Source organism: Rhizobium sp. BK313 (assembly GCF_014193655.1).
Classification (GTDB): domain Bacteria; phylum Pseudomonadota; class Alphaproteobacteria; order Rhizobiales; family Rhizobiaceae; genus Rhizobium.
On the sequence record NZ_JACHZQ010000005.1, the window covers coordinates 500092 to 520112 of the forward strand.

Sequence of the window (20021 nt, forward strand, 5' to 3'; positions counted from 1 at the left end):
GTTTCCGAAGGAAACGCACAGGACTCTGGATGGTTGAAGCACAGAATCCCTCCGAATCGTGGATTGTGATTAACTTTTAAGTGGAACGAAATATGACAATTCCGCAAATTCGCGCAGTAATTGCATCTGTTAACATATCGACCAAAGCCGGAACGAATCGGCGACGAATCGCTGATTCTGCCGTGTACTCCATTTGTTCATGGCTATATATAGCGTTCGGATAGGGATCCTCATCCAGATGGAGAATGACGAGATAGTTTGAATGCCGCCGGAAATCCTCGGTATTAACCATTTCCATTGGCGACATACCACTTTCCGGCGAAAGGGTCTAAACCTACCTCTCCAAAAGAGGTAGTTCTCTCATTGAGCCAATCACCCTGACGTTAACCAAAGCCCAAATGCAGAACGAATCGCTGACGAATCACGGACAAATCCATTTTCTCGTTTCGTTCACCGCAACATATTGTATTTAAAGCAATTTTTAACCATACGCGAGAGTGATTACCGGATGTTCTTTCGTAGCGTATGGTACGTGTCCGTTAACATTCTTGCCCCGGCATCCGGCTCATATCCATGCCATGTTATTTCTGAGCCGGAACAATTTCCCGCGAAACAAGTTTCTATCGACAGCGACACTGGTGCGCCGCTCATTCGGTGAAGGGCGCACCAGCACTTGAATCTAGCGCATCTTATCCGCTTGCGTGAGCTCACTCCGGCGGGATGCTCTAGGCGCTGGACGCGGAGGAGAGACGCCATGCTTGGTACGATATTGCTCGTAATTTTAATTCTGCTACTAATTGGTGCACTTCCGAACTGGGGTTACAGTCGGGGTTGGGGTTACGGTCCATCGGGTGGTCTTGGACTCGTTCTTGTCATCGTTCTCATTCTGCTGCTAATGGGCCGGATCTGATCCGGTTGATATTGTTGAAGATCTCGCACACCAGGGAGCAATACCATGAAGAAAACCATCGTCGCGATCGCTCTTGTCGGCGCGCTTGCCTCATGCACGGCAACTGAAAGGGGAACGGCCATCGGTGCCGGCACCGGCGCGATCATAGGCGGCGTCGCCAGCAATAGCTGGGGCGGTGCCGCAATCGGCGCCGTCGCCGGCGGTGCCGTCGGATATCTCATCGGCCGGTCTCATGAGCGCCCGGGCTATTGCATCTACCGCGACCGCAACGGCCGCCGCTATGAGGCTCGCTGCCGCTAAGGTGGTTACGCGCAAAGACCGGTCTCCTTCGCCCGATCGTCAACACTCCGTTGACGATCGGTCTTAAAAGACAAATCTTTCGCTTCAAAACATCGGGCCGATATTTTTCTTGAGACGAATGCCCTCGCCGGTCTCGCGGGGATCGGGTCAACGTTTTTGGAAAGGAACGGAATCATGGCCGAGATCATCGCAAGCACCGCAGCGCTGGCTCTTGTCGGCACCACGTTTATCGCGCTGGGCTATGCCGCAGGGATGCGGGAAAAGGAAATGCGACGCATGGCCTTCAAGGCTGTCGTTTTGGAATTCAAACCGCGGCAACGGCGACCGGTGAAATCAAGCTGGCGATGATTGCCGGCGTCCCGGCAATCATCGGGCGCACATCCTGCCATCTCAAACGACGAATTGACCGCCATTAGCACTGATCGTCGATCCCGTGATGAATCCGGCGTCATCGTCGACGAGGAAGACGACGATACGGGCGATCTCTTCGGGGTCGCCGAGACGGCCGACGGGAATCTGCGGGATGATACGCTCCTTCAAGACCTTCTCCGGCACCGCCAGCACCATTTCCGTGCCGATGTAACCGGGGCAGATGGCATTGACGGTGATATTCTTGGCAGCACCTTCCTGGGCAAGCGCCTTGGTGAAGCCGAGGTCACCGGCTTTGGCCGCGGAATAATTCGCCTGACCCATCTGGCCCTTCTGGCCGTTGATCGAAGAGATATTGATGACGCGGCCGAAGCTACGGTCACGCATGCCCTGCCAGACATGATGTGTCATGTTGAACAGACCGGTGAGGTTGGTGCTGAGCACCTCGTGCCACTGCTGCGGCGTCATTTTGTGGAACATGGCATCTCGGGTGATCCCGGCATTGTTGACGAGGATCTCGACCGGACCAAGCTCGTCCTGAACCTTGGCGATTCCCTTGCCACAGGCTTCATAGTCGGACACGTCCCACTTATGGACGGAAATACCCGTCACTTCATGGAACGCCCGCGCCTTCTCCTCGTTGCCGGCATAGGTTGCCGCAACCCGGTGCCCCGCATTGCGCAAAGCCATCGAAATGGCCGCCCCGATGCCGCGCGTACCCCCTGTCACCAACGCCACTCTGCTCATGTTCTATTCCCCTCTGTTGCCGCCAAAGCGGGATAAGGCGATCTCGAATCGCTTAATCCTTCTCTCGCTATTTATTTTAGCACGACCTTATTTACAACCATCTCGCACCGTTTGGGGACCGACGAAGTGGCTTAGAGCGCTTCGAAGCACATGGCGACACCCATGCCGCCACCAATGCAGAGTGTGGCAAGACCTTTCTTGGCACCGCGACGCTTCATTTCGAACAGCAGCGTGTTGAGGATGCGGGCGCCGGAGGCACCGATCGGATGGCCGATGGCGATGGCGCCCCCATTGACGTTGACAACAGACGTATCCCAGCCGAGATCCTTGTTGACGGCACAAGCTTGCGCAGCAAACGCCTCATTGGCCTCGACCAGGTCAAGATCGCCGACGGACCAGCCGGCCTTTTCCAGCGCCTTGCGCGAGGCCGGGATCGGCCCTGTGCCCATGATCTGCGGATCGACGCCGGCGGTTGCCCAGGAAACGATGCGGGCGAGCGGTTGGATGCCGCGGCGCGATGCCTCCGCCTCGGTCATCAGCACGGCAGCAGCCGCGCCGTCATTGAGGCCCGAAGCATTTCCGGCTGTTACCGTGCCTTCCTTGTCGAAGGCGGGGCGCAGCTTGGTCATGCCGTCGAGCGTCGCGCCATGACGGATGTATTCATCGGCATCGACGCTGACGTCTCCTTTGCGGCCCTTGACGATGAACGGCACGATCTCGTCCTTGAAGCGGCCGGCGAGCTGGGCGGCTTCGGCCTTGTTTTGCGAGGAAACGGCGAACTGATCCTGGTCGTCGCGCGAAAGCTGCCACTGACGCGCGATATTTTCCGCCGTTATGCCCATGTGATAACCGTAGAAGGCGTCCGTCAGGCCGTCCTTGATCATCGTGTCGATCATCTTCATATCGCCCATCTTGGTGCCGCCGCGAAGATGGGCAGCATGCGGGGCCATCGACATGGATTCCTGGCCGCCGGCGACGATGATCTTAGCGTCACCCGCAGCGATCTGCTGCATGCCAAGCGCAACGGCGCGCAGGCCGGAGCCGCAGAGCTGGTTAACGCCCCAGGCGGTCGCTTCCTGCGCAACGCCGGCCTTCATTGCGGCCTGGCGGGCGGGGTTCTGGCCTTCGCCGGCCTGCAGCACCTGACCGAGGATCACCTCGTCGACTTCCTTGGCGTCGACACCGGCGCGCTCCAATGCACCCTTGATGGCGGTCGCACCGAGCTCATGAGCCGGAATGGTTGCAAAGGCGCCGTTGAAGGAACCGACGGCGGTGCGAGCGGCACTGGCGACGACGATGGATGGATTGCTCATGGAAGCCTCCTGACAGGATGAACATATATAAGGCGAAACTGTCAAAGCTTTGCGCCCGAGTCAAACGACAAGAATTTTAGTCTTCCAGATTTCATGAAGCCGTCATCGCCGGCAAAAAATGCAATCAATGGAAAGGGCTTGCCGCATCGCACAAACCGATTGTCACCAAGCTTCTTTTGCGTCTACACTTGGCGGTGGAGGAGTTTCCATACAATCAGACGGGGCCAGGAGACTGATAATGGCAAAGAATGAGGGCCAGATCGTAATCAAGAAATACGCCAACCGCCGTTTATACAATACCGGTACCAGCACATACGTTACGTTGGATGACCTGGCGGAGATGGTGAAAAAGGGAGAGGAATTTATCGTCCAGGATGCGAAAAGCGGCGAAGAGATCACGCATTCTGTTCTGACGCAGATCATTTTCGAACAGGAATCGAAGACCGGAAATACACTGTTGCCGATTTCATTCCTCAGGCAACTGATCACCTATTACGGCGATCAGATGCAGATGGTCGTGCCGAGCTTTCTCGAACATTCCATGCGCGCCTTTACCGAACAGCAGGTGCAGATGCGCGAGCAGATTGACCGCGCCTTCGGCGAAACGCCACTCGGCAAGAACCTGCAACTGCCGATACAAATGGTCGAGGAGCAGGTCCGCCGCAACACCGAAATGTTCCAGCAGGCCATGCAGATGTTTTCGCCCTTCATGAAACCGCCGGCGAAAGAAAGCCGCAAGGCGGAGGCGAAGGACATCGACGAGCTGAAGGAACAGCTACGCGCGATGCAGAACAAGCTGGATAGTTTGTGAGAAAACCCTTTCTCCCTTCGGGGAGAAGGGGCCCGATAGGGCGAATGTGCGGGCCGAGGAGCGTAAGCGGCAAAGGCCTCGAGTGGTGAGCGGAAAGGCAACTTCCCGGTCACGCCCCCTCACCTGGCGCTTACGTGCCACCCTTCCCCGACGGCGGGGTAAGTCGCAACTACAGCCCGATCGAAACATCCCGCCCTGCCGAGCGGATCGAAATGGTGAATCCGCCGATGACGTCGATGAAGGCGACGGTCATCAGGATGAAGAAAGTTTGCGTCGCCGCATTCTTGACCAGCAGGAATTCGACGAGATAGGCGATGAACACCAGCATCGACAGCATGTGATTGAGCAGCGAGCCGGAACCGTTGCGCGTAGCCTTCAGGATTTCGAAGAATAGCATGACCAGAGCGATGGCGATGAAGAGATCGCCAAGCTGCAGCGTCCACGTCGCGCCCGAGAGCATAGCAAGAGCAAGCATCACATCGTTGAGGGAATCGATGCCGCCGGCGCCCATCAATCCCATCATGGCCAGATTATAAAGCACGAGGGGAACTATCGTCAGCGGGAAGGCAACAATCATGACGAGGCGCATCTCTCCGGAATTGAAGTCGCCGCAAGTCTTAGCGCATAACCCCTGAAGGGGCGAAGCAGTTTTCTGGCGGGATCCTGCTGGACCAAATCGACAAATAGAAAAGGCCGGCAAAACGCCAGCCTTTGAATCTCAACCCTAAGGGAGCGCTTGAATTATGCGCTTTCCTTCGGCGTCAGAACCTGACGGCCGCGATACATACCGGTCTTCAGATCGATATGATGCGGGCGACGCAGTTCGCCGGAGTTCTTGTCTTCGACATAGGTCGGAGCCTTCAGCGCATCAGCCGAGCGGCGCATACCGCGCTTGGACGGGCTCGTTTTTCTCTTCGGTACAGCCATTCTCGTTACTCCACTTTGCGGACGAAACATATCAGCGGCCAGCCAGGCGGCCGAAACAGACATGGATCAATTTCGGAATTTGGGCGGGCTTATACATGGCTAAAGGGGCTTTGACCAGTCCCTTCCCGCATTTTTTGCCCGCGCCATCGGATTCGGATGGATGAAAGCCGAATCGATGATCAGGCTTCGTCCTCCGGCACGATCCACGGCTCCTCACGCGCCGCTTTTTCCCATTTCTGCCAGGCGGGCAGTGCTTTCATTGCAGCCATATAGTCCAGCGTATCGGGGGCGCTGACGAGATCATAAACCTCGAGGCGATTGACGACCGGCGCAAACATCGCATCGGCACCGGAGAAAGCACCGAACAGGAATGGGCCGCCGGAGCGGGCGCGCATGTCGCGCCAGATCGTCTCGATACGCGCCACGTCGTCCATGACGCCCTCCGGCAGATCGAGCCGGCTGACCGGACGCCGGATGTTCATAGGGCAGGCATTGCGCAGCGCCCGGAAGCCCGCCAGCATCTCCATGGAGATCGAGCGCGCCGTGGCGCGCGCCTGCCGATCCCTGGGCCAGAGGCCGGCGTCTGGGAAAAGCTCGGCCACATATTCGATGATGGCGAGCGATTCCCAAACCTTGAAGCCGTCATGAACCAGCATCGGCACCTTTCCCGTCGGCGAAACCTCGCGGATGCGCGGATTGCCGGCCGGAAAATCGAAGGGGATCAGCACCTCTTCGAAAGCGATGCCGCAGCCCTCCAAGGCGATCCATGGTCGAAACGACCAGGAGGAATAGTTCTTGTTTCCGATATAGAGGGTCAGCTTGTCCATGGTTTGTCCTTCTTATTTTTGGAACTCGAGTACCAGAAGTTCCTCGAAATGATTCATGTCGTCGAACGAACAAAAGGCCGGCGGGCGCAACTCGAGAATAGGCGCCGCAGCGCGAACATCGGCGGCAACCTCGTCCAGCATCGCCTGCCAACGCGGCAGCGCCACATCACTGAGCCGCTCGATGACATAGGCGAAGGTGATGTGGAACGGATAGACGTCGTGGTCGGGATGGCGATAGCCGAGAAGATCGGCAAGGGCATTGCGCCACTCCCGCATCACCTTCCGATCCGTCTCCGTCGCGCCGTCCACCAGCAGGCCGCTCGGCCGCGCATGCGTCACCGCCACCTTGAAGGGATCGCGCATGGAAAAGGCTTTCAAGCGCTCCCCCATGATCTCGGTCATCTCATCGATCGGCGCATCGAGCGCGATATCCGCCGGCCAATAAGGCCGCGTCCGGCGATATTCGATAATACCCTGAAACAGCGTCATATGCAGGCTGGAAATCGGAGTGAACGTGAATTGCGAGGCTTCCGGCATCGCCAGAAATTTTTCCCGTGCAGCAACGACGGCGCGCTGCGTTTCGGAGCCTTCCACCACATGGCAGACGATCGTATTGCCCGGCTCGTACTGGAAATTGCCCGAGAGATCATAGCGCGTACCGAGATGGATCGGCGGTTCGGGATGGCGGCTCTTGGAATATTTCAGCAGTTCGGGCGAGAAGGCATCGATGCTCATGGGGGCAGATCCGGTTTTGGTTGGCAGATCACCCGCCCTTACGTCACAAGCAAGAATGCCAGATGACGGTTACCCGATCGAACGACAAGTTCTGATATCAGTTATAAAGGCATTTGATGTACTCGCCGGAATTCTTCGCCCGCCGCTGGATCAGCGAAGCGAGCTGGCGCAGTCCGCGCCCCGGCTTGCTCGCCACCCGGTCGATCGGATTGGGCAGGGAGACGGCGAGAAGGGCAGCCTGGCGGGCAGTCAATTTCGAGGCGGGCACCTTGAAATGATAGCGTGCCGCCGCCTCTATGCCGTAGATGCCCGGCCCCCATTCGGCGATATTTAGATAGATTTCCATCATCCGCCGTTTCGACCAGACGAACGAGGAGGAAACGGCAAGCGGCAGTTCCAGCGCCTTGCGCACGAAGGAGCGGCTGTTCCAAAGGAACAGATTCTTCGAGGTCTGCATCGGGATCGTGCTGCCACCCCGCGTGGACTCGCCCCGCAGCGTCTCCTGCACGAGCATGCGCATCTCGCCCCAGTCTACCCCACCGTGAAAACAGAATTGCCCGTCCTCAGACACCATGACCGATTGCACCAGCACCGGCGCAATGTCATCGAAGGAAACCCATCGGCGATCATATCCCTGAAAGGTGACGGCATCGCGCAGCATCAAGGTTGAAATAGGGTGAATGAACGGCAGTAGGTAGAGGAGGATGAACAGGTAGGGCAGCAGCATCAAACCGATGAGGACAAGAACGATACGCTGCCAGAGCGGACGGCCCTTGAAGCGCGCAAGCCGGCCGGCCCGTCGCGGCATCTCGGCTTCCTCTTCGCTGTCCGTCGATATGTCCAATTGTTGAAGGTCCACCGTTGCTCCACCCCGGAGCATTCCTCACGCGTCCGAGGAACGCCAGGAATGCTCCAATTGTCATACCGTCTACACACAGCGATGACCAGAGTGCGACGAGATTCCCACCCCGGCTGTTGACAATTCTCGTTGCCAGCGACCGGCACTCATGCCAAACAGCGGCCATGGACAGCACCAATTCCTCCTTCGAACATCGCCTCAGGGACAATGCCGGCAAGGTTGAGGCTGTCCTGAGCCAGCTTCTTGCAGACGCCCGTCAGAACGGCGAAATCATTCGCCCCACGCGTCTGCTCGAAGCGATGCGTCACGGTGTGCTGAACGGCGGCAAGCGGCTGAGGCCGTTTCTCGTGATGGAGACTGCAGCACTTCTCGGTGGCGACGGTGACGCGGCACTCCGGATCGGCGCGGCGCTCGAATGCGTGCATTGCTATTCGCTGGTACACGACGACCTGCCGGCCATGGATGACGACGACCTGCGCCGCGGGCAACCGACCGTGCACGTCGCCTTCGACTATGCGACAGCGATCCTCGCCGGCGACAGCCTGCTGACTTACGCCTTCGACATCATCGCCGCACCGGAAACCGACCTGCCGGCGGGCCGAAAGATCGAACTCGTGCTGACGCTGTCGCGCGCGGCTGGCATAGGCGGCATGGCCGGCGGCCAGGCCCTCGATCTTGCCGCAGAAAAAGAGACCCCGGACGAGCGGGGCATCACCATGCTGCAGGCCATGAAGACCGGTGCGCTGATCCGCTTTGCCTGCGAAGCAGGCGCCATCATCGCCGGCGCGCCGGCTGAGGACCGTCAGCGGCTGCGTATCTTCGGCGAAAAGATTGGTCTTGCCTTCCAGCTCGCCGACGATCTCCTTGACCTGACTGCCGACGCCGCAACCATGGGCAAGGCCACCGGCAAGGACGCCGCCCGCGGCAAAGGCACGCTAGTCGCGCTGCACGGCCAGGCCTGGGCTGAAACGACGCTTGCACGCCTGGTGGCGGAAGCTGCGGAGTTGCTGTCTCCTTATGGAGAGAAGGCGGCCGTCCTGATCGAGACGGCGCGGTTCATTGCCAGCCGCAAGAGCTGAATTCTTTTGTAGCGGAATGACGTTTGGGATCGTCTGTCGGGCTGTGAGACGGCGCGGCCGATCGTGGTGAAGTCCATGGCGGAATGAAGCGTCGTAGCCGCAGCATCCGACTGAAAGTCTCGTCCTCTTCAAACGCGCGTAATTCCAACAACCTGCATCATCCTCGAGGGCCGGTCCCGGGATTATTCCCGTCGGCGAAATGCGCTGACCAAGCAAAGCTGCAGGTCTGGCGATATCGGATTTTCATGCTAATTTAGAAATATCTGTATTAATAGATTGCCCACGCGCTACGTCCTCCCATCATGCGTGAATCGGGGTGAGCATGATTTTCGAAGAAGCCACACAACCGGCTTGCGATAACTATGACGTTTGCATCATTGGATCCGGCCCGGTCGGCCTGGCACTCGCATCAGAATTACGAAAAACAAACCTAAGAATTTTGATTGTGGAATCAGGCGGGCGACGGCCTTCGCAAGCAACTCAACAGCTCGCCGATGCGCATATCGTAGATCCGAACCTACATGATGACATAAGGATTTGCGTCTCGCGCCAACTTGGCGGCACATCAAACCTATGGACCGGACGATGCGTACCATACGATCCGGTCGACTTCGTTGATCGATTCGACGATGGAAAATGGCCGATAGAATACGCCGACATCGTGCCTTACTACGATGCCGCCGTGCAGTATGCGGATTGCGGCGCTTCCATCTTTCAAGATTCGAATCCCCGTCTCGACTGCGAGGGCGGCCAGTTCGACTTGAGCAGGCGCGAACGCTACAGTCGCAATGCGAAACTCGTCCAATCGGTCTTCGCGGACACGCTCCACGACAAGCAACTCGACATTCATCTCAACCTGACGGTTTCCGACCTGGTGATTTCCGAGGACGGAAAGGTCGAAAAAGTCATCGCCAGCCGGCTCGACGGTACCAAGGTCATGATCTCCTCGAAGGTCATCGTTCTTGCGATGGGCGGTCTGGAGACAACACGGTTGCTCCTGGCGCTCCAACGATGCAAACCTGCCCTGTTCGGCGGAGCCCATGGCGCTCTGGGCCGCTATTACATGAGTCACCTCTTCGGCCAGGCCAGCCAGATCTGTTTCCGCAACCCTGAAATCGAAGCCGCGTTCAATTTCGAGCTGGATGAACATCGATCATACATTCGCCGAAGGATAATACCCACCGACGACCAGATTCTGCGCCACAAGCTCCCAAATGTGGCCTTCTGGCCAGTCGTCTCCCAAGTGGCGGACCCCAGTCATGGAAGTGCGCTGTTGTCGATGGCTTATCTCGCGGTAAAGTTCCCTCCGCTCGGCAGGAAGCTAACACCGGAAGTCATCCGAAGACATCACGTAATGCACCGGGTCAACAATGCAGATCACGTCAAGAATATAGTTAAAAATCCTTTTGAGATATTCTCATTTCTTCCGCAGTTTATTTATCGTCGGTACCTTGCAGCAGTTCGACGGCCGGGCTTTTACGCTACAAATCGCCGCCACCTTTACGGCCTATATTTTCATTCAGAGCATTTTCCGGAACGCAACAGCCATGTTCGACTCGGACATCAGTATGATGCACTCGGCTTGCCACGCCTCGAGATCGATATCAAATTCTCCAAAGAGAACGCCGACGCGTTAGGGCGCGCTCACCACCTTCTGAATGAGTGGCTTCGAAGTTCTGGTTGCGCTGAACTGCGGTTTCGGGAACCCGCCGGCGAGCTGTCGGGAGCGATACTGGCCACGGCTCGCCACGGCACCCATCAGATAGGCACGACCCGGATGGGTGCAAACCGGCACGAGGCCGTCGTCGATCGGAACCTTAAGGTTTTTGATTTGAAGAATCTTTACGTCGCCAGCAGCTCGGTTTTCCCGACATCGGGGCAAGCAAATCCGACCCTCACCGCCATGGCGTTCAGCGTAAGATTGGCCCAGCATTTGATTGAAAGCGTATTCTAGCCGGCAATGCGGCATTCTTGCCATGGATCGGGAGAGTTCAAGCCGATGCTCGATACAGCCCTTAGAGAAGTGAAGGCTGCCGGGTTCACAACCAAGCATTCGAGGAACAAGCCTTAACAAACGGTAGTGCGAGCCACACCATCCGATCGGCGGCTTGTTCTTTGGCCGTTTTCAGATCGCTTTCTTCTCAGCCAGGATGCCGCGCTTTTTGCAGAAACTTACGATGCCGGTGAGCATGCCGACTGCCGTGACGGAGACGACCAAAAAAGTGAGATAATCGATGTATTGCATCGGATTCGGCAGCTCCAGGCGTTCGTAGACTTCCACCAACGACAAGGTGATCAAGGTCGCGGCAATCGTTGAATAGTCCTTGATAAGCACACGTTTAAAATTGAATTCCATGCCTTCGGTGGCGTCGGCAAACTTGCTGAATTGGGGAATCCAGCGCGGCACGTCAGCGCAATAGGCCCTGTAGCCTTCGCCAAACTTCTCTTCGAGGTAGGCCTCTTCTGCAAGGACGATGCATTGATACATGAAGGCGAAAAGCGTGATCCCGGCGACCACTACGAGCGGATGGCCGTGCAGCAGGAAAATCCCGACATAGATGAGCATGTTACCGACATAGAGGGGATTGCGGCAGACGCCGAACATGCCCTCCGTCACGAGGTTTTTCGCATAGACTTTCTTGTTCAGGCCGCCGCGCTTGATATAGGCATAGCCGATAACCATGGCGCGCAGTACCAGGCCCGAAATCGCAATCATCACAGCGATGATGTCCTTTGCCTGGTCGAGGCCTTCGCTTTGGAATATTTCCGAGGATGGCGCAGCCAGCACGAACAGTGCGATAATGATGAGCGGAAAAGCCTGGTTTCGGTACCGGAAGAAAAATTCTCCGATCGATATCATCATTGTTTTCATCTGTCTTTCCAGCACGTTATTTGACGGCGACAATCCCGCAGAAATTATACCATCGGAAGAAGACCTCGGCGCTCCGGAATCCGGTTTCCTTGAGCAACTGGAGATTTTCTTCCAGCCGGTAGGGGATCAGGACGTTTTCCAACGCTTCGCGTTTCTTGGCAATCTCGATTTCCGAATAGCCATTCCGTCGCTTAAAGTCGTAGTAGTGCTGGATGAACAGACGATTGAACATCGTGTCCTCGCTCGTGAGCTTTTCGATCAGAAGCACACAGCCTTGGTCGTTCAGCGCCGAATAGATCATTTTCATCACGCGCTCACGATAGAGAGGGCGAATGAATTGCAATGTCAGCAGCATTGTGACGACGCTGGCGTTCTCCATGTAAAGCCCTTGATGGAGATCGGCAACTTGAAGGTCTATCGGCCTGTTCGTTCCCGTCTGCCTGATTTTCTGCCGGGCTTTTTCCAGCATATCGGGTGCGTTATCGACACCGATGAAATGTATGCTGGAATCCAAAAGAGGGTCCAGCGTCAGAAGAGTCGTCGCGGTCGAACAGCCGATATCGTAGAGATTGGTATTCGGCTTTGAAAAATCCTGCGCCAATTCGCAGACCATGCGCTGCATTTCCTCATAATACGGCACAGACCGGCTGACCATGTCGTCGAATACTTTGGCGACATTGGCTGTGAAGGCAAAATCCCCAAATGCTTCGTCCTCCCGGCGAAAGTACTCATCCCTTTGTTCGATATCCAGCACTATGTTCGTCGCCTTTTTTGTCATCTTTTTTCGTTTGCTCCCCGGCTGACCAACGGAATATCGCGCGCTTCCGTCTTTTCGAATGCGGTGCGACTGGCTTGGAAGCCGATCGCCATTGGCAATGCAAACTGTATCGATCAGGATAGCGGATCTGCTAATACACGCAAGATTTCATGCCAATAGGATCGAGGCTCCAGGAATTTTGCTTTCCGTCCAATGGCTTGGCAAAGAAACAGGAAAATCTAAACTTATAGCCGGCTTATCGGCAGCAGTCCTGGACGACAATTTGGGCTGAGTGAGTCGCGGATGCCGGAGGTCCTGTCATGGGAAACGGCGATGGCGCTGATGACCTATCCGGGCCTTGCGCGAAGAGCCTCTTAACGCCCCCTGACGGCGGGTGAACCATCGGACGCCGACCGCTACGGCCAGGGGCCGGACAATGTAACCGTGACAAGAAATCACACGGAAACTGAGTGACCTTTTGGCTTTTCCATGACAGATTTCAGCGCCCGCCTAAAATCCCTCCGGAGCTATTCCATGCATGAGGCGCTTGCCTATCTGCCGCAGATCCTGCCGGCCTATGTTGCCTATATCATCGCCGTCGTCAGTCCGGGACCGGCGATCATGGCCATCATCGCGACGTCGATGACCCACGGTCGCAAGGCGGGCATGACGATTTCGCTCGGCATCTTCGGCGGCTCGCTGACGTGGGCGATCGCTGCCGCAGCCGGGCTGGCCACATTGTTGCAGACCTATGCGATGGCGCTGGAGATCCTGAAGGTCTTTGGCGGACTCTACCTGCTCTACCTCGCCTACAAGGCATTTCGTGCGGTGCGGGCTAGCGGCGACTTGCCGGCTGTCAAGGAAGAAACAAGAAGCCCAAGCTTCAAGTCGCTGATCCTGCGCGGCTACGGCATCCACGTCACCAATCCGAAAGCGATCTTCGCCTGGCTCGCCATCATCGCGCTCGGCATGCCGCAGGGCGCACCGGCCTCTGTCGCCGTGTTGATCATCACAATCTGCTGCACAACCGGCTTTGTCGTGTTCATGGGATACGCGATGCTGTTTTCGACACCGCATGCCTTGAAGATCTACAGGAGTGCGCGCCGATGGATCGAGGGCGCCATGGCCGGCTTCTATTGTTTCGCCGGCATCAAGCTGCTGGCCAGCAACATCTGAGGCCAGGTCAAGAGCGCTTCAGCTATCCGCGGAAAAGCAGAAGCGCTCTATTTTTTGTTTTTCCGAAATTCCGGACGGAAAACCGCTTCACACTTTTCCTGGAATTGCTCCGGCGGCGGATCACTCCGCCGCGACGCTCTTCTGGCCGAAACGCTTCTCGATATAATCCGCAACCAGCGCTTCGAAATCCGAAGCGATATTGGGACCGCGCAGCGTCATCGCCTTCTTGCCGTCGATGAAGACGGGGGCGGCAGGCATTTCGCCGGTGCCAGGCAGCGAGATGCCGATATCGGCATGCTTGCTCTCGCCGGGGCCGTTGACGATGCAGCCCATGACGGCAACATTCAGCGCCTCGACCCCAGGGTATTTCTCGCGCCAGACCGGCATATTCTTGCGGATGTCGTTCTGGATGTTCTGCGCCAGTTCCTGGAACACGGTCGACGTCGTGCGGCCGCAGCCGGGACAAGCGGCGACGACCGGCACGAATTGGCGGAAACCCATGACCTGCAGCAGCTCCTGCGCCACCTGCACCTCGCGGGTGCGGTCGCCGTTCGGCTCCGGCGTCAGCGACACCCGGATGGTATCGCCGATACCGTGCTGCAGCACATAGCCCATGGCGGCGGATGAGGCGACGATGCCCTTGCTGCCCATGCCCGCCTCGGTAAGCCCAAGATGCAGCGCATGGTCGGAGCGCTCCGATAGCATGGAATAGACGGCGATCAGGTCCTGCACCTGGCTGACCTTGGCCGATAGAATGATGCGATTGCGCGGCAGGCCGATTTCCTCGGCAAGATCGGCCGAGATCAGCGCCGACTGCACGATCGTCTCGCGCGTCACCTCGCGGGCCGAGAGCGGCGAGCCCTCGGCGGCGTTCTTGTCCATCAGCGCCGTCAGCAGATCCTGGTCGAGCGAGCCCCAGTTGACGCCGATGCGCACCGGCTTGTCGTAGCGGATCGCCATTTCGATGATCTCGGCGAACTGCTTGTCCTTCTTGTCCTTGAAGCCGACATTGCCAGGATTGATGCGGTATTTCGCCAGCGCCTCGGCGCAAGCGGGGTGGTCCGCTAGCAGCTTATGGCCGATATAGTGGAAATCGCCGATCAGCGGCACGTCCATGCCGAGGCGCAGCAGCCGTTCGCGGATCTTCGGCACGGCAGCGGCACTTTCGTCGCGATCGACGGTGATGCGCACCAGCTCCGAACCGGCCCTGTAGAGGGCCGCGACCTGCGCAACCGTCGAATCGACATCGGCGGTATCGGTATTGGTCATGGACTGCACGACCACAGGCGCGCCGCCGCCGACGATAACGCCGCCGACATCGACGGCGACGGAGGAACGGCGCGGCTTCGGATCGAAATCACTGGCGGACGACATGGAGAACTCTCGTTAGCCTCGGGAAATGGGTGCCTTTCAGGTGGATCACGGAACGGTCGTTGTCAACCGCTCCGGGCATCACTTTTGCTCAGGCAGGAGCACGGCGATAGCAGCTGAAAGCGACCAAATTAATGCGAGCTGCGGCCGATGCCGTCGGCGTAACGCGCCAGAGACGAAAGTGCCAGCACGACGAGCAACAGAACCGGCAGCGCCATCAAAACCGGCGAAAAACCGACATGTTCGGCAGCGAAACCGATCGCGGAAGGAGCGACCAGCATGCCGGAATAGCCCATGGTGGTAACGACGGAGATGCCGATGCCCGGCTGCAGCCCCGGAATATTGCCGGCAGCCGAAAAGGCGATCGGCACCATGTTGGAAATGCCGATGCCGCACAGTGCGAAGCCGATAATGGCGAGTATCGCATTCGGCGCCAGCGCCGCAAGCAGCATGCCGACGATCGCAAAGACCGTGCAGACACGCAGCGTCTTGACGGCGCCCAGCCGATCGCGGACGAAATCGCCGGCAAAGCGCATTGTCGCCATGGTGAGCGAGAAGGCGGCGAAACCGAAACCCGACAGTGTCACCGATGCTGCCTTTTCCTGGCTGAGATAGAGCGCGCTCCAGTCGAGCACGGCACCTTCCGGGATCATGCAGAACAGCGCCATCATGCCGAGCAGCCAAGGCAACGGGATCAAAGGCAAGCGCGCCTTTGGCTTCGCCTCGTCCGGATGCGGCTGGTCGCTGAGGATCATCGGCCAGGCGACGGCCAGGAAGAGGACGGAAAGCGCGGTTGCGGCTTCGGCATGACCGAGGACGCCCCAATGCGAGATCAGAAAGCCGCCGATCGCCGAGCCTATCAAGCCACCGAGGCTCCAGAACGCATGGCACGACGACATGATCGCGCGATGCATCGACTGCTCGACAGAGACGGCATTGGCGTTCATCGCCACGTCCATCGCGCCGATGAAGCCACCGAACAGGAAGATGGCGATCGCCGCGGTCCAAACACTCTGGGTAATGGTCAAGGCGAGCAGCATCGGCAGCAACAACACGGCAAAAGCCTTGACGACGATCTTCGAGCCGCGCCCGGCAATCTGCGCACCGGCCATCGGCATCATCACCAGCGACCCCAGGCCGAAAACCAGGATCATCAGGCCGAGTTCGAATTTGGTGAGTTGCAGCCTTTCGGCGAACTCCGGAATCTTCGGCGCCCAACAGCCGACCGTGAAGCCGTTCATCAAAAACAGCAGGGAAACGGCTGCGCGCGATTTTGTGAAGAATCCGCTTCTGCGAGCGTGAAAGCTCTCGGATTGCGTCATATCATCCATAAGAAATCCCCCAAATCGGTGCGCGCAGAATATTTAAATCGATTGAAATCTCAATATCCGAAAAGAGGGACATCGGTCACATTTCGTCTCCATCTGTTAAAACGGAGGCAACGAAGCCACAACCGCAAATAATATTTCCCGACCCACCTACCTTGCCCATATGGCCTATTGACGGCAAAAAAGTAGCCTCCTATCGGTTGAGCCTTAAAGAATCTTCGACCGGCCCGCCTCGAGCCATCCCCATGGTGCTTCCGTGAAAAACCCTGTCAGCTACGGCATCCTGCTTACGGTGTTTGCCTACATGCTGTTCACCGCCCACGACTCGGTGGTGAAATTGCTCGTCGTCACCATTCCGGTCTGGCAGATCCTGTTCTGGCGAAGCTGTACCATCCTCGCCGGCTGCTTCATCTTCGAGGGTCCATCGCTGGCGCAAAAGGTGGCGCGCTCGCCGATCATCAAGCCCATGATCGTGCGCAGCATTCTGCTGGTGGTCGCCTGGACCTCCTATTATTCCGCCGCGCGCTACCTGCAGCTCGCAGAAGTCACCACGCTCTACTACGCAGCCCCGATCGTCGGGACAATTCTTGCGACCATCGTGCTGCGCGAGAAGGTCACCGTCGCCCGCTGGATGGCCGTCGGCGTCGGCTTCTGCGGGGTGGTGATCGCCTCCAATCCGGTCGGCCTATCGATTTCCTGGCCGGTCTATCTGGCGCTGCAGGCGGCTGTGCTTTGGGCGACCGGCATGGTGCTCCTGCGCAAGACTGCACTGCACGAAAAAAGCCATATCCAGATGGCCGTCTCCAATATCATCTTCATCCTGCTGACGGGCACGATGGCCATTCTGCACTGGAAAACGCCGACGACTTACGAACTAGTCCTGCTTTTCAGCACCGGCGCGATTGCCGGCGTGGCGCAGTTGGCGCTGTTCGAAGGCATGCGGCAGGCGCCGGTCTCGGTTTTGGCGCCGTTCGAATATACCTCGCTCGTCTGGGCCTTCCTTCTCGGCTTTCTGATCTGGGGCGATATTCCCAAGATCAACACCTTCGTCGGCGCCGTCCTGATCCTCGGCGCCGGGCTGATCATCATCGTCAGCGAACGGTTGCGACGGGTGCCGGCGGCTTTAACGAAGCAGGATCACGATCGCGCAGAACGCTCTCCGGTGCCGCATTCAGGCGAGTGAAGCAGCGGTCGGCGGCAAGCGTCATTATAGCAGACGGCAACTTTCCGAAAACGCAGCCTCCAGCCTGTATCCGACGGCTTGTTGATCGGGACTCGCCAACGCTGAGATTCAATCAAAAGCTGCATTTTACCCGCCACCATGGGCATGTATCTAAGCTCTCCCTTCACCTTATGGCGACATGACTTCCGGCAAAGTCATTAGGGTGATGACTGGACAAGCCCACTCTCTTGGGTCACGCTGCTATCAGCGATTTCGTGCGATCAGCATTTAACATACTGAATGCCTTCAGTAACCCGAATACCAGTTTCTGGTAGTTCTCGTGAAAGCATCGGATCCCAATGAAGTATCGACCCGAAATAGATGGCCTCAGAACTATGGCCGTCTTGCCTGTAGTGTTTTTTCACTCTGGCTTGTCCGGGTTTTCGGGAGGCTTTATCGGCGTCGATATATTCTTCGTCATCTCAGGTTTTTTGATTACGACCATAATTGAAGACGATCTCAAAGCCGGGCGCTTTTCCATAGTGGGATTCTACGAAAGGAGAGCAAGACGCATTCTCCCCGCCCTTTTCTTCTATCTGCTTTTGACAACCTTGTTCGCGTCACTCTTATTTTTACCGTCATTTTTCATCGACTATTCCAAGAGTATGGCGAGCGTTGCATTATTTATTTCCAATTTCTATTTTTGGAAATTTTCCGGATATTTTGAAGACAGCGCTCTGCTTCGTCCGCTGTTGCACACATGGTCGCTCTCGGTCGAAGAACAGTTTTATATCTTTATGCCGCTCGCGATGTGGCTGCTTCACCGGTGGCGCGGCGGTCTCCGTCTCACGGCTTTCGCTGCTGTCGCAGCCGCATCATTTGCCCTTAGCGTATATGCAACCGACGTTGCTCCAACAGCCAATTTCTTTCTCCTGCCAACGAGATGCTGGGAGCTTTTGCTCGGCGCGCTTCTGGCTATCTGGGGCAGACAAAGCACTCTGCCGAATTTGATAAATAACCTGCTGGCAATTGCCGGATTTTTGGCAATCGTGATTGCAGTTTTCACCTATTCGGCAGCGACGCCATTTCCGGGCCTCTCTGCAGCGTTGCCCTGCATCGGTGCGGTCATCTTGATTTACACCGGCGGAGCCAAGCAATCGATCGTTGCCAGGTTACTGTCGACGAAACCCTTCGTATTCACCGGCAAGATATCCTATTCCCTGTATCTGGCGCACTGGCCCATCGCGGTATTCTTGCGCTATGTCACGCTGCGCGAACCGGGAGCGCTCGATGCAATTTTCATCATTGTGTCGAGTTACGTTTTGGCCGTTTGTTCGTGGTGGTTCGTGGAACGACCTTTCCGTGGAAGGGAAATTATTTCGTCCCGCGGCAAAGTGTTTGCATCAGCCGCGACGGGGCTTTTTGCCGCTTTCGCGGTTGCATACGGAACAATCGCCGCTGGCGGCTTCCCCAATCGCTTTCCCGCCTATGAGGCACAGGCGGAGATGCTGCACCTAAAGAAAAAACCGCAGGCGGTAGCGGCCGGCGAAGACCAGACCTGGCGAAATGACAGATGCTTCTTCGAGAATGGAGACGAGTTTAAGAACTGGAAGCCGGAAAACTGCCAATTGACGAAAACCTCGGGCGACGTCGCTTTTCTCTGGGGTGACTCGTACGCCGCCCACTATGTCCCGGGTATTGTCGCGAACGCTGGCCAAACGTCTCTACAGATTTACGAGTACACCTATGCGGGCTGTCCACCGGTACTCGCCTACTATTCCTATGCCAGACCCAACTGCCAGCAATTTAACCGCAACGCGCTAAACCTCATCAAGACGCTCAATGTGAAGCACGTCATTCTTTCGGGGAGGTGGGTGGATCTACGTGTCAGAGGTCTGGATTTGCTTCAAGATACGATATCGACCCTCAAGGCGCTGGGGGTGGACGTAACCGTAATAGGTCAATCGCCGATGTTCGTTACGGACGTGAGGGTCATTGGATTTGAAAAAGCTGCGTTAGGAGAAGCGTCGTCTTCGTGGCCCACTGTAATTGAGGCGAACTTCAATGAACAACTGAGGTCTGTATCCAAAGGCGCGACTTTTGTTGATCCAATTGCAAATTTGTGTTCAGGCGGAAACTGTAATTATATTATAGACGGGCAATTTGTATACTTTGATTCTGGACATTTTTCGGATTTCGGCAGCGCTTTGGTGGTAAAACGATATTTTCCACTTTCTTATAAAAGTGCGTATAACAACTAATGTCATTGGGGTGGCGTTGCGGGGAGCACGATGCCTTCTCTAGGCCAATGTTGTCGATTTAGTCGGCGATCCATCGACTTGCTTCCTCGTGGTTCACCCACACCATTACGACGGCTTGCCCGGATACCTCTTACCTGCGCGGTGGCAAAATCACGAAACCTCAACCCTTTGAGAAAAATATTCGCAATTGCCCATTTCTTTTGCAGTTTTCTACGCT

At 56.9% G+C, this 20021-nt stretch carries 20 protein-coding genes; 9 read left to right on the top strand and 11 right to left on the bottom strand.

What is annotated here, in order from left to right; genetic code table 11:
• The first annotated feature begins 754 nt into the window (after nt 1-754).
• From FHT86_RS25795 to FHT86_RS25805, 3 genes are all read left to right on the top strand, one after another.
• Nucleotides 755-910, top strand: coding sequence for a DUF3309 family protein (locus tag FHT86_RS25795; protein WP_104824822.1), 156 nt, complete (start codon nt 755-757; stop codon nt 908-910).
• A 45-nt stretch (nt 911-955) separates the two neighbouring features.
• Complete coding sequence (locus FHT86_RS25800; protein WP_133708819.1) at nt 956-1210, top strand: YMGG-like glycine zipper-containing protein; 255 nt, start codon at nt 956-958, stop codon at nt 1208-1210.
• Between the two features lie 174 nt (nt 1211-1384).
• A complete protein-coding gene (locus FHT86_RS25805) occupies nt 1385-1558 on the top strand; it encodes a hypothetical protein (RefSeq protein WP_166656868.1) in 174 nt (57 codons plus the stop codon).
• A gap of 42 nt (nt 1559-1600) precedes the next feature.
• On the opposite strand, the gene phbB is transcribed toward FHT86_RS25805, so the two are convergent.
• Entirely contained in the window at nt 1601-2326 is a 726-nt protein-coding gene (gene phbB, locus FHT86_RS25810; RefSeq protein WP_133708818.1) for an acetoacetyl-CoA reductase, read from the bottom strand.
• Between the two features lie 131 nt (nt 2327-2457).
• On the bottom strand, nt 2458-3639 hold the full coding sequence (locus FHT86_RS25815; protein ID WP_133708817.1) for an acetyl-CoA C-acetyltransferase: 1182 nt from the start codon (nt 3637-3639) through the stop codon (nt 2458-2460).
• Nucleotides 3640-3877: 238 nt separating this feature from the next.
• Between FHT86_RS25815 and phaR the strand changes: the two genes are divergently transcribed.
• Nucleotides 3878-4450, top strand: a complete 573-nt coding sequence (gene phaR / locus FHT86_RS25820; protein WP_133708816.1) for a polyhydroxyalkanoate synthesis repressor PhaR — start codon at nt 3878-3880, stop codon at nt 4448-4450.
• Nucleotides 4451-4619: 169 nt separating this feature from the next.
• Here the strand turns inward: phaR and FHT86_RS25825 are convergent, their stop codons facing one another.
• From FHT86_RS25825 to mtgA, 5 genes are all read right to left on the bottom strand, one after another.
• The gene (locus FHT86_RS25825; protein ID WP_133708815.1) at nt 4620-5027 is read right to left on the bottom strand and encodes a hypothetical protein; all 408 of its coding nucleotides are present in this window, start codon (nt 5025-5027) and stop codon (nt 4620-4622) included.
• Nucleotides 5028-5191: 164 nt separating this feature from the next.
• Nucleotides 5192-5377 (bottom strand): 50S ribosomal protein L32, encoded by a 186-nt coding sequence (gene rpmF, locus FHT86_RS25830; protein WP_003543812.1) that lies wholly within the window; start codon nt 5375-5377, stop codon nt 5192-5194.
• 179 nt (nt 5378-5556) lie between these two features.
• Complete coding sequence (locus tag FHT86_RS25835; RefSeq protein ID WP_133708814.1) at nt 5557-6204, bottom strand: glutathione S-transferase family protein; 648 nt, start codon at nt 6202-6204, stop codon at nt 5557-5559.
• A 12-nt stretch (nt 6205-6216) separates the two neighbouring features.
• Nucleotides 6217-6939: a DUF1868 domain-containing protein gene (locus FHT86_RS25840; protein WP_133708813.1), complete on the bottom strand. Its 723-nt coding sequence runs from the start codon at nt 6937-6939 to the stop codon at nt 6217-6219.
• A gap of 97 nt (nt 6940-7036) precedes the next feature.
• Nucleotides 7037-7783, bottom strand: coding sequence for a monofunctional biosynthetic peptidoglycan transglycosylase (gene mtgA, locus FHT86_RS25845; RefSeq protein ID WP_183868922.1), 747 nt, complete (start codon nt 7781-7783; stop codon nt 7037-7039).
• A 179-nt stretch (nt 7784-7962) separates the two neighbouring features.
• Between mtgA and FHT86_RS25850 the strand changes: the two genes are divergently transcribed.
• Nucleotides 7963-8877, top strand: a complete 915-nt coding sequence (locus FHT86_RS25850; RefSeq protein WP_133708812.1) for a polyprenyl synthetase family protein — start codon at nt 7963-7965, stop codon at nt 8875-8877.
• 322 nt (nt 8878-9199) lie between these two features.
• Entirely contained in the window at nt 9200-10831 is a 1632-nt protein-coding gene (locus FHT86_RS25855) for a GMC oxidoreductase (protein WP_133708811.1), read from the top strand.
• A 171-nt stretch (nt 10832-11002) separates the two neighbouring features.
• Here FHT86_RS25855 and FHT86_RS25860 read toward each other — a convergent pair whose 3' ends face one another.
• Together FHT86_RS25860 and cmoA are read right to left on the bottom strand one after the other, a co-directional pair.
• Nucleotides 11003-11749: an isoprenylcysteine carboxylmethyltransferase family protein gene (locus FHT86_RS25860; RefSeq protein WP_133708810.1), complete on the bottom strand. Its 747-nt coding sequence runs from the start codon at nt 11747-11749 to the stop codon at nt 11003-11005.
• A 16-nt stretch (nt 11750-11765) separates the two neighbouring features.
• On the bottom strand, nt 11766-12527 hold the full coding sequence (gene cmoA / locus FHT86_RS25865; protein WP_133708809.1) for a carboxy-S-adenosyl-L-methionine synthase CmoA: 762 nt from the start codon (nt 12525-12527) through the stop codon (nt 11766-11768).
• A 513-nt stretch (nt 12528-13040) separates the two neighbouring features.
• Here cmoA and FHT86_RS25870 point away from each other — a divergent pair.
• Complete coding sequence (locus FHT86_RS25870) at nt 13041-13682, top strand: LysE family translocator (protein ID WP_133708808.1); 642 nt, start codon at nt 13041-13043, stop codon at nt 13680-13682.
• 120 nt (nt 13683-13802) lie between these two features.
• On the opposite strand, the gene ispG is transcribed toward FHT86_RS25870, so the two are convergent.
• Together ispG and FHT86_RS25880 are read right to left on the bottom strand one after the other, a co-directional pair.
• Nucleotides 13803-15056 carry a flavodoxin-dependent (E)-4-hydroxy-3-methylbut-2-enyl-diphosphate synthase gene (ispG, locus tag FHT86_RS25875; RefSeq protein WP_133708807.1) on the bottom strand — a complete coding sequence of 418 codons (1254 nt, stop codon included), beginning with the start codon at nt 15054-15056 and terminating at the stop codon, nt 13803-13805.
• Nucleotides 15057-15184: 128 nt separating this feature from the next.
• The gene (locus FHT86_RS25880; protein ID WP_133708806.1) at nt 15185-16384 is read right to left on the bottom strand and encodes an MFS transporter; all 1200 of its coding nucleotides are present in this window, start codon (nt 16382-16384) and stop codon (nt 15185-15187) included.
• A gap of 253 nt (nt 16385-16637) precedes the next feature.
• Here FHT86_RS25880 and FHT86_RS25885 point away from each other — a divergent pair, with 253 nt between their 5' ends.
• Nucleotides 16638-17564 carry a DMT family transporter gene (locus tag FHT86_RS25885; protein WP_133708805.1) on the top strand — a complete coding sequence of 309 codons (927 nt, stop codon included), beginning with the start codon at nt 16638-16640 and terminating at the stop codon, nt 17562-17564.
• Nucleotides 17565-17902: 338 nt separating this feature from the next.
• The gene (locus FHT86_RS25890; RefSeq protein WP_133708804.1) at nt 17903-19804 is read left to right on the top strand and encodes an acyltransferase family protein; all 1902 of its coding nucleotides are present in this window, start codon (nt 17903-17905) and stop codon (nt 19802-19804) included.
• The last annotated feature ends 217 nt before the right edge of the window (nt 19805-20021 follow it).